Origin of the sequence: Streptomyces sp. col6 (assembly GCF_008042035.1) — a bacterium.
GTDB lineage: Bacteria > Actinomycetota > Actinomycetes > Streptomycetales > Streptomycetaceae > Streptomyces.
Genome location: NZ_RDBL01000050.1, coordinates 1 through 12,921 on the forward strand (window position 1 = coordinate 1; position 12,921 = coordinate 12,921).

Annotated in this window: 12 protein-coding genes and 1 pseudogene; 4 read left to right on the plus strand and 9 right to left on the minus strand. The window is 67.1% G+C overall.

Features of this window, described 5'->3' with window-relative positions; genetic code table 11:
• Positions 1–555: 555 nt before the first annotated feature.
• A complete protein-coding gene (locus EAO73_RS34910; RefSeq protein WP_147975549.1) occupies positions 556–3,012 on the plus strand; it encodes a DEAD/DEAH box helicase in 2,457 nt (818 codons plus the stop codon).
• Positions 3,013–3,063: 51 nt separating this feature from the next.
• On the opposite strand, the gene EAO73_RS34915 is transcribed toward EAO73_RS34910, so the two are convergent.
• The 3 genes from EAO73_RS34915 to EAO73_RS34925 all read right to left on the minus strand — a co-directional run bounded on the left by EAO73_RS34915 (position 3,064) and on the right by EAO73_RS34925 (position 5,700).
• The gene (locus tag EAO73_RS34915) at positions 3,064–4,098 is read right to left on the minus strand and encodes a hypothetical protein (RefSeq protein WP_147975550.1); all 1,035 of its coding nucleotides are present in this window, start codon (positions 4,096–4,098) and stop codon (positions 3,064–3,066) included.
• Positions 4,099–4,259: 161 nt separating this feature from the next.
• Positions 4,260–4,475 (minus strand): excisionase family DNA-binding protein, encoded by a 216-nt coding sequence (locus EAO73_RS37000; protein WP_224756589.1) that lies wholly within the window; start codon positions 4,473–4,475, stop codon positions 4,260–4,262.
• A 373-nt stretch (positions 4,476–4,848) separates the two neighbouring features.
• Entirely contained in the window at positions 4,849–5,700 is an 852-nt protein-coding gene (locus tag EAO73_RS34925; protein WP_147975551.1) for a hypothetical protein, read from the minus strand.
• A gap of 265 nt (positions 5,701–5,965) precedes the next feature.
• Here EAO73_RS34925 and EAO73_RS34930 point away from each other — a divergent pair, with 265 nt between their 5' ends.
• A complete protein-coding gene (locus tag EAO73_RS34930; protein ID WP_147975552.1) occupies positions 5,966–6,169 on the plus strand; it encodes a hypothetical protein in 204 nt (67 codons plus the stop codon).
• Positions 6,170–6,180: 11 nt separating this feature from the next.
• On the opposite strand, the gene EAO73_RS34935 is transcribed toward EAO73_RS34930, so the two are convergent.
• Genes EAO73_RS34935 through mobF form a run of 3 tightly spaced genes read right to left on the minus strand, consistent with a single transcriptional unit; the run spans position 6,181 to position 9,083 of the window.
• On the minus strand, positions 6,181–6,939 hold the full coding sequence (locus EAO73_RS34935; RefSeq protein ID WP_147975553.1) for a TIGR02391 family protein: 759 nt from the start codon (positions 6,937–6,939) through the stop codon (positions 6,181–6,183).
• A 9-nt stretch (positions 6,940–6,948) separates the two neighbouring features.
• Positions 6,949–7,314: a hypothetical protein gene (locus EAO73_RS34940; RefSeq protein ID WP_147975554.1), complete on the minus strand. Its 366-nt coding sequence runs from the start codon at positions 7,312–7,314 to the stop codon at positions 6,949–6,951.
• Positions 7,311–9,083, minus strand: coding sequence for a MobF family relaxase (gene mobF / locus EAO73_RS34945; protein WP_147975560.1), 1,773 nt, complete (start codon positions 9,081–9,083; stop codon positions 7,311–7,313). The genes EAO73_RS34940 and mobF overlap by 4 nt, the downstream gene beginning before the upstream one ends.
• A gap of 219 nt (positions 9,084–9,302) precedes the next feature.
• Between mobF and EAO73_RS34950 the strand changes: the two genes are divergently transcribed.
• On the plus strand, positions 9,303–9,506 hold the full coding sequence (locus EAO73_RS34950; protein ID WP_147975555.1) for a hypothetical protein: 204 nt from the start codon (positions 9,303–9,305) through the stop codon (positions 9,504–9,506).
• Positions 9,507–9,652: 146 nt separating this feature from the next.
• Positions 9,653–9,958 (plus strand): hypothetical protein, encoded by a 306-nt coding sequence (locus EAO73_RS34955; protein WP_147975556.1) that lies wholly within the window; start codon positions 9,653–9,655, stop codon positions 9,956–9,958.
• Positions 9,959–9,988: 30 nt separating this feature from the next.
• On the opposite strand, the gene EAO73_RS34960 is transcribed toward EAO73_RS34955, so the two are convergent.
• The 3 genes and pseudogenes from EAO73_RS34960 to EAO73_RS34970 all read right to left on the minus strand — a co-directional run.
• Positions 9,989–10,975, minus strand: coding sequence for a hypothetical protein (locus EAO73_RS34960; protein ID WP_224756588.1), 987 nt, complete (start codon positions 10,973–10,975; stop codon positions 9,989–9,991).
• A gap of 761 nt (positions 10,976–11,736) precedes the next feature.
• Complete coding sequence (locus EAO73_RS34965; protein ID WP_147975558.1) at positions 11,737–12,573, minus strand: DUF3800 domain-containing protein; 837 nt, start codon at positions 12,571–12,573, stop codon at positions 11,737–11,739.
• Between the two features lie 72 nt (positions 12,574–12,645).
• Positions 12,646–12,921 (minus strand): annotated as a pseudogene (locus EAO73_RS34970) (IS5/IS1182 family transposase); the annotation flags it as partial.

The window sequence follows — 12,921 nt, forward strand, 5'->3', positions numbered from 1 at the left end:
GCGGGTACCGAGCCGCTGCGCGGCTCGAAAGCGAACCGGGTTGCTTCGCAACCCGGTTGAAGCGATGGAAAGCCGCTTCGCGGCTTTCGGATTTCCGCTTCGCTCCAATCCACGGGCCTGCGCTTCGCTCCGGCCCGGACTGCGGGGCGGGTCCGCTTCGCTCCCCCGCCGAGTTCCGGCTCCGCCGGAACGGCTGGCTACACGATGACGGTGCATCACCGCTGGTCTGTGTAGCATCCCGAGAAAACAACCACCCCGGAACCGTGACACTCCATCACCCCGGCCCGAGTGCCGGCCCCGAACCCAAGGGTGCGGATTCCGCTGCGCTCCACCCACACCAGACAGGCCATCAGTCGTACTCGGAGGCGGTCTCATCGCCGGGACAAGGTGGCTGGAAACTCTCCCTGGGGAAACATCGACCCGCTAAGATAATACCTGTGTATCGCTCGCACATGCATCGCATCACACGTAGCTGATGTTCTGTGTAGCATCCCGAACCAATCGTCACTGCCTCTGACGGCCGCCCGTTCGTTCCTGGATTTCCGGAGATCCCATATGCCGAGTGCAGAGAAATTCACGCTCCGACCTCACCAGATCGAAGCTGTCGATGCTGTCGTGCGCGGCCTTGATATCCCGCCGGGGAAGAAGATTCCGCAGGCCGGTCTACGGGCCACTGTGGTGGCCGCCTGCGGCACGGGGAAGACGTTCATCGCCGCGCAGTCCGCGCTCCGGCTGGCCCGTAACGGGCGGGTCCTGGTCCTGGTGCCGACTCTCGATCTGCTGACGCAGACCGTGCGGGAATGGCGGGCCGCCGGCCACCACGGACCCGCCGTCGCCGTCTGCTCGCTGGAGGACGACCCCCACCTGTGGGACCTGAAGGTGCGCTCTACGACGAGCGCCCCGCAGCTGGCCCTGTGGCACGGTCGGGGGCCAGTGACCGTGTACGCCACCTACGCCTCCCTGCCCGTCCTGGAGGAAGCGCACGAGGGAACCTACGGGCTGCCCATGGACGTGTTCGACCTGGTGGTCGTGGACGAGGCGCACCGAACCAGTGGCTCGGCGGGGAAGGCGTGGGCTGCGGTTCACGACCAGGACGTCATCCCCGCGATGCGCCGGCTCTACATGACCGCTACGCCCAGGATCTGGAAGGAGCGGCCGCCTCGGCTTTCCCGGGCGGAGCGGCAGGAGAGGGCGGGGGTGCTGCGGGACCGGTTGCCGCAGGAGCTGGCCTGTTCGATGGATGATCCCAAGGTGTTCGGGCCTGTCGTCTACGAGCTGTCGCTCGCATCGGCCGTGTCACGGGGCCTGCTGGCGCGGTATCAGATCGTGGTCGTGGAGCTCACCGACCCGGTCGTCACCCCCGCCCGGCTGTCCGGGCCGCAGAAGCGGGAGGAGGACGTCCGCGGGGAACGCATGGGCGCGCTCCAGGCGGCGTTGCTGGAGACGATGGCCGAGCACGGGCTGCAGACCACGATCACCTTCCACCACCGCACCGTGGAGGCGGCTGCGTTCGCCGGGGGGCTGTCCCGCGTCGCGAAGCGGCTCCATGCGGCGGACTCGGAGCGGTATCCGGAGCGGGTGTGGGCGAACTGGCTGTGTGGGGACCACGAGCCCGACTACCGGCGCCGGGTCCTCGCCGACTTCGGCCGGCGCGCTGGCCGCGCCGTGCTGTCCAACTGCCGGGTCCTGGGCGAGGGCGTCGATATCCGCGCCGTGGACTCCGTCGCCCTCCTCGACCCCAAGGGGTCGGCCGTAGACATCGTGCAGGCCATCGGCCGGGCGCTGCGGCAAAAACCGGGACAGGGAAAGATGGCGACACTGATCGTTCCCGTATTCCTCGCACCTGGTGAAAAGCCGGAAGACATGCTCACCTCCAACTCGTACAGGCCCTTGGTGAAGGTATTGGAAGGGCTGCGGGCGCACGACGAGCGTGCCATCGAACTGCTTGCTATTCCTCAGGAACAGCGGAAGGCGGTCGTTGATCCGTCGCCTCCGATCGGTCCTGAACCAGAGGAGGGCCAGGAGGAGTCGCGGCTGCTGCTGCGGTTCGCTGCCCCCAGGGATCCGGTGATGATCGCGAAGTGGGTGCGGTTCAACGTCATCAGCACCGAGCGTCAGGACTGGCAGCGTGGCTACGACGCCGCCCGCCGCTACTTCGAGCGCGAGGGCGGCCTGGACGTGCCCTACGAGCACACCGAGGGCGCCTACCCGCTCGGGAGGTGGCTGTCCGACCAGCGCCGCTCCTACCGGGCCGGAACCATGAACGGCGAGCGTGCCGACGAGCTGGAAGAGCTCGGCATGGTGTGGGACACCGCCGACGCCGGCTTCGAGGAGAACCTCGCCGCCGCCCGCGCGTACTTCGCCGAGGCCGGGACGCTGGCCGCGCCCCGGCACGCCACCGCCCTCGACAAGCCCATCGGGCAATGGCTCACCAACCTCCGCCGCCCCGAAGGCCTCGGCAAAGACACCGACCGCGCCCGCTGGCGCGCAGAGCAGCTCGCCGCCATCGATCCGGACTGGAACCCGCGGCTGCTCGGATGGACCGTGGACTGGCAGCGCTGCTACACCGGCCTGCACGCGCTCCTGGATGCCGGGAACACGCTGGAGGACGTCCAGCCCGGGGTTACGTACCGGGGCGACGACATCGGCCGCTGGGCGGTTCGGCAAGCACGGGACTGGGCGCAGCTGAACGCGGAGCAGCGGCGGCGGCTGGAGGAGCTGGGGGTGCGGCCGCGGGCGGCTGTAAAGGCGCGCAAGGGCGCAGCGCAAGGCGCGGGTAAGGCGGGGGCCGAGAAGGGTTCCGAAGCCTTCCAGCGGGGTGTAGAAGCCCTACGGCAATACATCGCACGGGAAGGCAAGACCACCGTCGGACGACAGCACGTCGAACAGCTGCCAGACGGAACGTCTGTGCGACTCGGCGTGTTCCTCAGCAACCACAAGAACAGGCGCGACCGGCTCAGCGACGACCAGCTCACCACCCTCGCCAGCTTGGGGCTGGAATGGGCGGCGTAGCGACTCGGAGCGGCTGTACCCGCAAAAGCCACCCCCAATCGGTGGAGGTCGTCAGCTGCCGAACGCTATGTTCAGGGCCTGCTGGCCTTGTTCGATCGTGGTGCTCAGGGCAGCTGACGTTGTGCCGATCTGGACGAGTGCGCCCATCACGGAGTCGTAGGCCGCACGGATACGACCAGGTTGTGCAGTCTCACTGCTGGTCTCGTCAGCCAGGATTTCGGCGTCGTGAACGAGTTGCGCTTCCTCCTCGGGCTCCATGCCGTAGACCGGAGCGAGTTGCTTCACGAGCTCGGCAAATTCGCGCATGGCACTGAGGTCGAGGGCGTTGTTGTGGTTGTGCTGCTCAACGTTGCCCCTGGTGCCAGCAACGACGTTCGTGGCGTTGATGCTGTAGTAGTCACCCGGGTGGGTCCGATTGAGGTAGTCGCTCACAGTTGCTCCAGAAAGCACGCAGTCAATGCCGTCGATGGTGATGGCGACGGTTTCGGGCTCGGTAGCGATCTTGCTGACAAGCCCCGAGTGCGCGAGACGTGCCAGTGCGTAGGCCAGTTCCGTTCCTGACAAGGCTTCTCCGGCGAAGTGGGATTCGGCGGCAGCGAGGAAGGCGGTGGGGTAGGTGGGGCGCTGGTCATGGGCAGCGGTGTAGAGCCAGCGCAGAAAGGCGTCGGTCGCATAGCGGTGCCGTGCTGCGGGATCGCTACGTAGTTGGGCAAGCCGCCGGAGCTCCACGCGCCCGTCGTCAGTGATCCTCCAAATCTCACCAGATGCGCTCGGCGAGGCAAGAAGACCATCACGTTCCAGCGCGTGGGCCAGGACGCTGACCTCCTCCGAGGACATCCCTGTCAGGGTGATGTAGCCGTCCTGGTTCGCGTATCCCCTGGAAGACTGAACACCCAGCCAAATCAGCAGAGCCACCAGCTGAGGATCCCGCTCAATCCCGACCCCGGTGGCCCCAGAGGAGATCGTGAATCCTTGGCCAGCTACCGGCACAGTGACCGGGTACTTCCGGGCGGCGCGCTGGTATGCCTTGTTGATTTCCTTGACGTGCTTCTCGATCGCTCGGTGGTCAATGTCCCTGCTGGCCACGTGGGCTCCATTCACTGGTCCTGGCCGAAGAGTAAGGAGAGGCACTGACATCGAGGCCATGAGGCACGAGCACGAGAGGGCGGGCTTCCCCAAGCTGATCGCACGCAGCAGGCGTCGCTCTTCCTGGGCGGCCGACACGTTGTTCAGGGGTCCCTCCATGATCACCGTGGATTGACAGGCGCCTGCTGAGACAACTCACGCATGTACTCAAGCACAGTGACCCGGGGGAGCCGAAAGGATCTGTCGGTGCGGATAGCAGGAAGGTGTCCGGTGTGCACCAGCCGATAGACGGTGTGCTTTGAGACCTCCATGACAGCAGCTGTTTCCGACACGGTGAGCAGGGAGGGCGCGGCCTGTGTAACCAGGCGCGTGCAGATGACCGTGAGCGCAGTCTTCAGTTGCTGGGATGTGGCGGGGTCGAGTTCGTCCCACAGGAGGCTGCTCAGGGCTTCCAATGCCTCCGGCAGCGCATTGATCGCTTCAGGTTCGTCGTGGACACGAAGGCGGTCCATGGCCTTGCGCAGACTTTGCGTGCCTGCGTCGTCACTGGTCAGGGAGCCGAGCGTCGTAAGGATGTCGGTGACGTTCTGCGACGTCACGGGCTTGGTTCGGTGAACCACGGTGTTGCGCAGATGAATGATGGTGCGGATGGCCTTGGCGGTGCTTTGAGGGGTTCGACCCCGGAGGCTTCGTGCCGCGTCAGTGCCTAGCGATGACGCGTTGAGCAGCGTGTTGAACTCGTCGTCTCTGCTAGTCATCGCGGTTTCCCCTCCTGTTCTGCTTCGCTTTGGTTCTCCAGCGGTACATCTGGCCTTCGATGGCTCGGACGGTTGTGGCATCCACCAGCTCTCGGATCTCCTCCTGTGAGTAGCCGTCCAGGGTCAGGGCCACGATCGCCTTGAGGCGCGGATCGGTGATTTCTCCGAGTTCGTCCAGGACGCTCAGATTGCCCAGGACTTCCTGTGCGACGCTGACCGTGCTGACAGGTGGGCTGTAGAGCTCCTTCTCCCGGCGCAGGGCGCGGTGCTGACGGGCCTCGCTGGCCCGGTGCCGGCGGAACTCGTTGGGGAAGTCGTACGCGCACGCTCCCATGAAGTAGGTAGTAACACTTGCGCCGCCCTCGGGGGTCCACCCTTTGTCGATCAACGCCTGCTTACGGAAGCGCGGCAGCGCCCGGGCGATGGTCATGTTGGCCAGTTGCTCGCGCAGATCGCTGTCGGTGGCGAGATCTTCCAGGTCCAGTTCATGCGGGTTGAGGCCGAACCCGCGCTGGGAGACCAGTTCGAAGATGTAGCCGGAGTGCATCCAGCCGCGCAGTACAGAGATTCCATAGCGGACCAGTTCCTCCACGAAGTGGTCATAGCGCGGGCCCTGGAAGCCGTCTTCCTGAAGCATGGCCACCAAGCGTCCGTCGGCGAGCCGGCGGTCGATGCTCGCTTGGAGCCGCCGGGCCTCCCTGGTCTGGCGGCTGTTCATGGCGCGGGGGTCTGGAGAGGTGACGGGGGCGCCGAGAAGCCTTCGGGCATCAGGCTGGCCGTCTTCAGGTTGTAGGTTGCGGGCGCGCGCGGCCGCGACCTCCTCGCCCGCGCCGTCGCCCTGCATGCCCTCCCCTTCCGGTTGTCGTCTACCGCCCCTTTAGCTGTGCAAGGGGACGGCTCGCCACCAACCGCGTCATCCCACTCGCAAGCTCCTGTGCTGCCACGGCTGCCGCCGAGACGACCCCTTGTAAGTGCGCCTCCCACGGCCACCCCACGGACTTTTTCAAGATCTTTTTGCTGCCCGAAAGGTCAGGAAAATCGGCCGTGGGGTGGCCTCCGGTCGGTCACTTATGAGCGGGCGTCACATCATCAACATCTAGGGAGAGATAGTGAGTTCGCCCGCTTCGACGCCGCCAGGATCGCCCCCGTTCCTGACGATCCACACGGCCGTCGTCCTCCTGATCGCGGTCGTTATCGGCCTGATCGCGGGAGGGCTCACCTTCCTCAGCGGTGGCGCCGCGGCCGCTGCTGTTCTGGCCGGGCTCACCGCAGCAGGTCTCAGCGTCCCGGTCCTCCGCTCACTCATTGGGTGACGGAGAGCCATTCATCGTGCTCCGGCATCAGGAGCCTGTGCACGCAGCTTGGCCCGTTCGACCTGGCGCAGCAGGAGGTCGGCGAATTGGATGATCTCGGCGGCCTCGATCGGGTCGTCGAACTGCACGGTGCGGTGGCTGGGCGGGTTCTTGTAGGCGCCCATGGCTCCGGCGAAGAGGGCTGAGGCGGCTTCCTGCTCGCCGCCTTCGGCTTCGGCGTCAGCAAGCGGTCCGCCTGCTTTGCCGTTCTTGTAGGGCTGGAACGCTGCGCGCATGAGGTGGACGCCGACCAGGGAGTTGTCGAGACCGGAGGCTTCGCGGACGGCGACCTCGACTGCTTTCATGGCTGCGAAGCTGGCGAGCTCGTACTCGCCCAGGTGGAAGTTGGTGCGCACCGCCCCCTCCAGGGCGGGGTGCAAGGGACCCGAGAGCCGTTCACTGGCCTCGAACCGGGCAAGGCCGTGCGGGTTCTTGGCCAGCTCCATGCCTTCGCGCGAGACTCGCCGAAAGGGTTCATTCTGGGTCCGGTCCCGAACGAGCAAGGCCCGGGATTCGAGCCAGGACCAGGCATCCGAAAGCCCGTCCAGCAGCTCGCCGACGTCCGGCTCGCCCTCGTATGCGCGGGCGGCCGTCGAGCCCACGAAGGTGTTCAGTTGAAGGGCGCGCCCGTTTCCACCTGCTAGATGCTGCAGCAGAAGCAGGGCGACATCCCTCGTTGGCAGTTCTCGTATCTGCTGGGCAGCAACGGGAGCGTGATACGTGAAAGTCACGTCATCACATTACGAGTACCAACTGCCAGAAGGCACCGGTTTGGACTCGTCATGCCTGCCAGCCGAACCGCGGGCATCGCGGCGGGCGGTCGCGTTGCCGATCCGGCTCTGCCGGGAGCGCGGCCTGCGCGACTGCCCAGCCGCGAACCGGCGCTTCCCCGCGTCCTGAAGCCGCCGCCGCTGCTTGCGCAGCTCCTTCTTCTTGTCGGCCTTCGACTTCGGTGTCCGGGGCCGCTTCCAGATGGGCTGCCACCCCTCGGGTTCATCGGCCTCGGGCTCCTGGTCCTCGTCGAGCGCGGCGGCCATCTGCTCGCGGGCTGCGAGGGCGCGGGCGAGCGTCTCTTCGTGGTCAGGCTGTTCTTCCGGGGTGTTCACGTGACTCCTCCTGGACCGCGGCCCGGCGTGTGCTCGGTGCCGGGCTGCTGGGTGTGCGGCGGCGGGACCGCCGGGACGGGCGGCGAACGGAAGCCGTAGGCGCGGGCGCGCGCCCGTCGGCTGTTTTCGACCGTGGCGGCCACCTGCGCGGCGGCGGCCTCAACGGTCCGGCGGGTCTGCTCCACCGTTTCGACGTCGACGCCGGACTCGGGCTCCAGGAGCCGACGGCGGCCGGCCTTCCGTCCGGTGCGGAACGGGCGCGGGTGCGACCTCAAGATGGCGGGCACGGCGACCGCGCCCGGCCGGGAACGGGAGTCCAGACGCTCCGCCCGCCGCGCGGCCCGGACCCGAGCGGCCAGAGCGCCGGCGGCGAGCCGGGCCCGCTCGTACGGGGCCGCCGTGCGGTTGCGGGTCAGCGGACGCAGCACCGCCTGGTCCTCGGTGTCGCCCGGGTACAGGGCGCGCAGGTCGGCGGTCAGCCTCCGGCCGCGCCCGACCGGGCGAGTGAGGTCGTCCACGGCCGCCTGCACGATCCGTTCGTCCAGGCCGGGTTCGTGGAGGCGGCCGCGCAGGGCGTAGGCGAGGTGGCGTCGGGCTTCGGCGAGCAGGTGGTGGCGGGCGAAAGCTCCGCGCATCACGTAAACCACGGCGACGGTTTCGACGGCGGCCAGGACGACGTCGACCGCCGGCCGTACCCTGGCCCACACCGCCGCGGCCGCCGCCCGCGCCCGCACGGCGAGCCGGTCGACGACGTCGGCGCCGTACGCCCGGATCGCGGAGCGTCTCCAGCGCGTGCGCAGCTCGGTCAGCGAGAGCATCTCGGTGCGCTTGGGCGGGCGGGTCTGGTCGGCGGCCTGGCAGGCGAGCGCGTAGCCGGCCTTCTCGCCGGGCGGGTGCCCTTGGTGTTCCTTGTACTGGTCGGTGAGGACGGACAGGGCGTCCTTAATCTGCTGGCGGCGGGTGGACTGCCAGTCGATGAGCCGCTGGTCGATTCCGGCGATCTCCATCACGGGCCGGCGGCCCGGGGTCACCTCGCGCGGCTCCCACGCCCACCCGAGCCGGGCGGACACTTCCTCCATGAACAGCAGGGCGTAGAGGCAGTCGGCCGCGACGATGTGAGTCATCAGCGAGTCCGTCGACAGATTGCCCCACTTCCCGTCGTGCGGCCGCCGGGCGCGGACCGACACCACCGCATGCGAGTGGAGAAGTGGCCTCGATTCCGCGGCTCTGGACTCGTAGTGCCGGAACACCGCGACGACCAGCCCGTCCTTGACCCCGGCCCGCTGCTTGCCACCGGCCTTCCAGCGAATCTCTGCGACCGACTCCTCCAGCCACCCCAGGGTCTTATCGCGGGCGATGCCGTCGCACAGCTCCAGCACCAGGCGGTGCTCGTCGTCCATCAGAGCCCACGCGATGTGAGCCGTCGACGGGGGCCGGAACACCAGGTCGAAGGCCAGCCAGGGGGTCCGCTCCTTGGCCTTGTCGGTCTTCGGTGAACGGTTGTGCTCAACGGGCCTGCCCAGCACGGTCGCCCGCCGCGCCTGCGCCGGGCTCCTGCCCTGCGCCAGGTACTCACGCTCGATCCGGTCGGCGTCCGGGTGCCGGCCTTCCCCCAGGAGCAGTTCGGCTTGCCGCTCGCTCACCACGCCCCCGGCCGCCAGGCCGAGCGCGGCCAGGCCCTGGCCCTTCCACACGCCGGGCGGGACACCGGCTTCGTCCTGGGCTGCGCGCAGAGGCGTGCCCGCCCGGCGGCGGCCGTCACCGACCATCACGCCACGGAACAGATAGCGCACCCCGGCCCCCGGGCGAACCGGCGACATGCTGATCATCGGCCCATGGAACCCCGGCGCTGACCTGCACAGAAATGTGTTCTGGGGTCCATCCCGCCGGGCGGGAGCGCATCACCAGATTTTTACCGGAGCGCCCGCCAGACGGGCAGCCGGGCCAGCCCGAGACGGTAAGCCCTCGGGCTGTGCACTCTCCCGCCCATGGATATCACCCGAGCTGGAATCGCCTGTCCTCTCTGCCCGGCAATCACCGAGGAGCTGGTGTACCTGGTCCTCAGCGCCCAGTCACCCTTCCCTCAGCGAGAGCACGTCAAGGACCGCTGGTGCCCTACCGGCTGTCACCTGCTCCACCCCAACCGCTGGAGGAAGGAGATGCCGCCGCTTCCCGGCGGCGAGGACGCCTGACGGTGGCGTGCGAATACTGCGCCACGACCCTGCGAGCCCCACCCACCACGACTGAGCAACGCGTCACCGACGCCCTTCAGCACGAACAGCCACCACCGCCCCCGGCCGACCGGCCGGGGGCTTCGTGCGTCCTGAAGGAGTTCGCCGTGCCCACGTACGAGACCCTGCCGCGCTTCGCTGCCGACCTGGACCGCCTCACCCCGGAACAACGCCGCAAGTTCCGTCAGACCGTGGCGGCCTTCGTCGAAAACCTGCGCGCCGGAGGAAGCTTCCGCGCTGGCCTCCGCATCAAGCGCGTCCAACGCGCACCCGGCGTCTACGAGCTGACCTGGTCCATGGGCACAGGCCCCGCAGGACGCGCAACCTTCTCGTACGGGCCCGCGCGCCTCCCCGGCGTACCGCACGTCATCTGGCGCCGCATCGGCACCCACGACATCCTCACCGGCCCCTGACGGAGGTGCGCTGGGAGCTTGCCCGTCTCGTCAGCTACTTGCGCGGTAGGGCGGGGAGGCGAGATTCCTCTCGACGCGGCGTCGGATGGCAAGGCCCAGCTCAGCACATCGAATGGGTTCACCCCATGGGGGCCGTCCCTGAAGCGTCGGGTAGGTGATCTCGCTGGAGCGCAGTTCGATGAGGGCCGTCGCGGCGTTGTCGCCGATACGCGTATGCCGTGCCGAGTTGTCGAAGAACGGGATTCCGAACGGCACTTCCTGAATCGGTAGTCCGAAGCCGGGGTCGGTGAGGGCCTGAATGAGGGCATGCTGGCTGTCGGGCAGGCCAGGCCGCTGGTCGATTTCGAAAGCCCACCTCACCGGGCCGAGTCCCTCGTACCCGATGATTCCCGGGAGGGCCCTGATGCCTGTCACCACATCCGCTGTGGTCACCGTGTGGAAGATCGCGATGCGGCGCAGGAGGCTGCTTGCGCACCACGCGCCGCGGTTCAGGTAGTTGTCCCAGCGCCTCGCGCGGGCGGCCTCGCCTGTGACTTGATGGTCCTCGCCCGTCGTGTGCTCTGAGGGTAGGCCTTGCCAGAGGCTCTGGAGTCCCTCGTCGGCCTGCTCCTCCGCGATGGTCCGCTCCGCTCGGTTCCAGTCGGACGACGACAGCCCGGTCAGCCACACCGATGCCTGACCGTGGGCGCTGGCGATCTCGATGCCCTGGTGTGTGCGGCGCCGGATCCATGCACCTCGCAGACCGTTGTGGCCGTACTCCTCGCTGTATGAGGGGAGCGCGTAGCGAAGAAGATGGACGGCCCGCTCCGCGGTCTCCAGTTGCAGGGTGGTGGTGGCCGGTTGGGGCAGGACCCGGCGGACACCGAAGGGGTGCTCGTAGAAGTCGCGCCCGGAGTCGACGACGGCCTCGAACATGCGGGCCTCAAGGAACTGCTGGTGCCCAGTGGCTGCTGGAATGGTGGCATGCGCGTCTTGTTGAGCGCCAAGGGCCTGGTGGTAGCTCTCGCCGGTGTACATGCACCGTCGGGTGGCCTGTCGGCTGGTCCGGTTACGTCGCATAGGGGATCGGGTCCCGTTCCGCCGGCTCCCAGCCTGCGCCGGCATCGCTGTGTGCAAGACGTGCGAAGCCGGACTCCTTCACCCCATGTAAGACAACCCTCGCCAGAGGGAGCTGGAGTCCCAGGGGCGCGGCTCACCAAGCCGCTACGGCCACACTAGCCGAGCCCCTTGAGCGAATCGTGAACTCTCGGGCCACCTGTCGATCCGAAGGGCTCGCGGTCAACACGCACACGAACAGCAACGGCAACGGCAAAACTACCAGAGGAGGGAGCACCTGCCATGTTCACGCGGAACGATCGGATCACACCACCTTTGGGAGCCCGGTCACCACGGCCCGGTCGATCTGCTGGAGCAGCGAACCGATCTCCTGGATGAGGCGGGACAGCGATGTCCGGCTGGGCTTCGACGGCCCGGCGCGCTGCCGACGTGTTCACCCTTCTTCGCCGCCACCTGAAGCGAGACGAAGGTGCTCTGCAGTCGGGCGGAGGCTGGACGCGCCTGTACAACAGAACCTCTCTTGACCTGCTAGTTCTCCGCGCTTCTAGTCCCTTGCCGCGATGCAAGCCGGGTTGGATAAGGGCTAAAGCTGGTATAATTTTGGTTGTTGTAAGCACCGCAGGAGCCCCTTGGTGGGCTGCCGGGGCAAAGGCCGGAACCAGGGAACTGGATCCCTCCACCCGTTGAGGTGGTTGTGGCCCCCGGGAGTCCCCCAGGGGGCTCTATGCAGTCAAGCCTGTCCGCCACTCAGGCCACCAGACGCGTCCCGTGACGAAGGTGTCGTCTCCGATGACTTTGACCCCGTAGCCGAGCGGCGAACCGTCCCAGTTCCTCCGGAGTTGGTGGCCGACGAGGAGCAGGTTGTCGGCGCAAGCCCGGTTTTGAGGGTCTCCGCTAAGCGCGCTGTTCAGGATCCCGGCATGGATGTCGGCCAGCTGAATGCCATCACGCTGGGTACTTTCCCAGCTGAGCGGCCACTTGATGTAGTTCCAGGGGATCGGGTAGCTGGTGAGACCGGCTGTCTGGCGCACGTAGTTGAGGTAGTCCGCCGTGGTGGTGTGGTCCATGTGCTTGACAGTTCCGAGGCGCACGATTGCTAGACGTGCACCGCCAGGCCAATTCCTAGCTGCGAACGCGATGCGCTCAAGCAGCAGGCGGGTCGTGTAGTTGTAGAACACGCCTTTGTCCTGCCGCATGCCTGCGTCAGCGTTAACCGTGTCCTTGTGGGCGACGACGTGGATAACCATGGCGTTGGGCATGAGGGCGAGCGCTTGGGCTGCCTGCCGACGACGGTCTTGGCGCTTCGCCCTGAAGTGCTCAACCCAGTGAATCGGCTTGAGTATCCGCTGGGGCTCCGCGCCGTGTACGAGCGCGCGCAGGCCGCCAGCAGTCATCTTGACCAACCACTCATCTTCCTGAGGGACAAGGAGGGCGGTCATGGCGAAGAACGGCGACTTTACTCTGCTGGCCTCGCTAAAGCCGCGGTCACCTGTCTCGTCCACATAGACGTGCAACTTGGGCAGTTGGCCGAAGCGGGCAGGCGTGACAAGGCTGATCATGGCAGTGCCTTGGGCAGGGTCGAAAGACTGGCGGCCGCGTCACTTTGTGCTAGGGGCTGTGTGATGTCGTGATCACGCGGTGGTCTTGAGCAGGTCGTCGATCCAGATCATGGAGGCTCGGAGGTGGAGGCCGGCAAGGTAGCTTTCGGGTGACTTGTCGTAGCGGGTGGCGACGCCACGCCAGGCTTTCAGCTTGTTGATCAGGCGTTCGACGGTGTTCCGTTCCTTGTAGAGGTCGGCGTCGTGGCTGATGGACCGGCCGCCGCGTGAGCCCTTCTTCTTGCGGTTTGCGGCCTGGTCCTTCTTCTCCGGGATGACTGCTTTGATGTTGCGTTTTCGCAGGTAGCG

Excerpts from the sequence above, each read along its gene's own strand:
- EAO73_RS34950 (WP_147975555.1), top strand. The coding sequence starts at position 9,303 with ATGGATATCACCCGAGCTGGAATCGCCTGTCCTCTCTGCCCGGCAATC.
- EAO73_RS34965 (WP_147975558.1), bottom strand. The coding sequence starts at position 12,573 with ATGATCAGCCTTGTCACGCCTGCCCGCTTCGGCCAACTGCCCAAGTTG.
- mobF (WP_147975560.1), bottom strand. The coding sequence starts at position 9,083 with ATGGTCGGTGACGGCCGCCGCCGGGCGGGCACGCCTCTGCGCGCAGCC.
- EAO73_RS34960 (WP_224756588.1), bottom strand. The coding sequence starts at position 10,975 with ATGTACACCGGCGAGAGCTACCACCAGGCCCTTGGCGCTCAACAAGAC.
- EAO73_RS34910 (WP_147975549.1), top strand. The coding sequence starts at position 556 with ATGCCGAGTGCAGAGAAATTCACGCTCCGACCTCACCAGATCGAAGCT.
- EAO73_RS34925 (WP_147975551.1), bottom strand. The coding sequence starts at position 5,700 with ATGCAGGGCGACGGCGCGGGCGAGGAGGTCGCGGCCGCGCGCGCCCGC.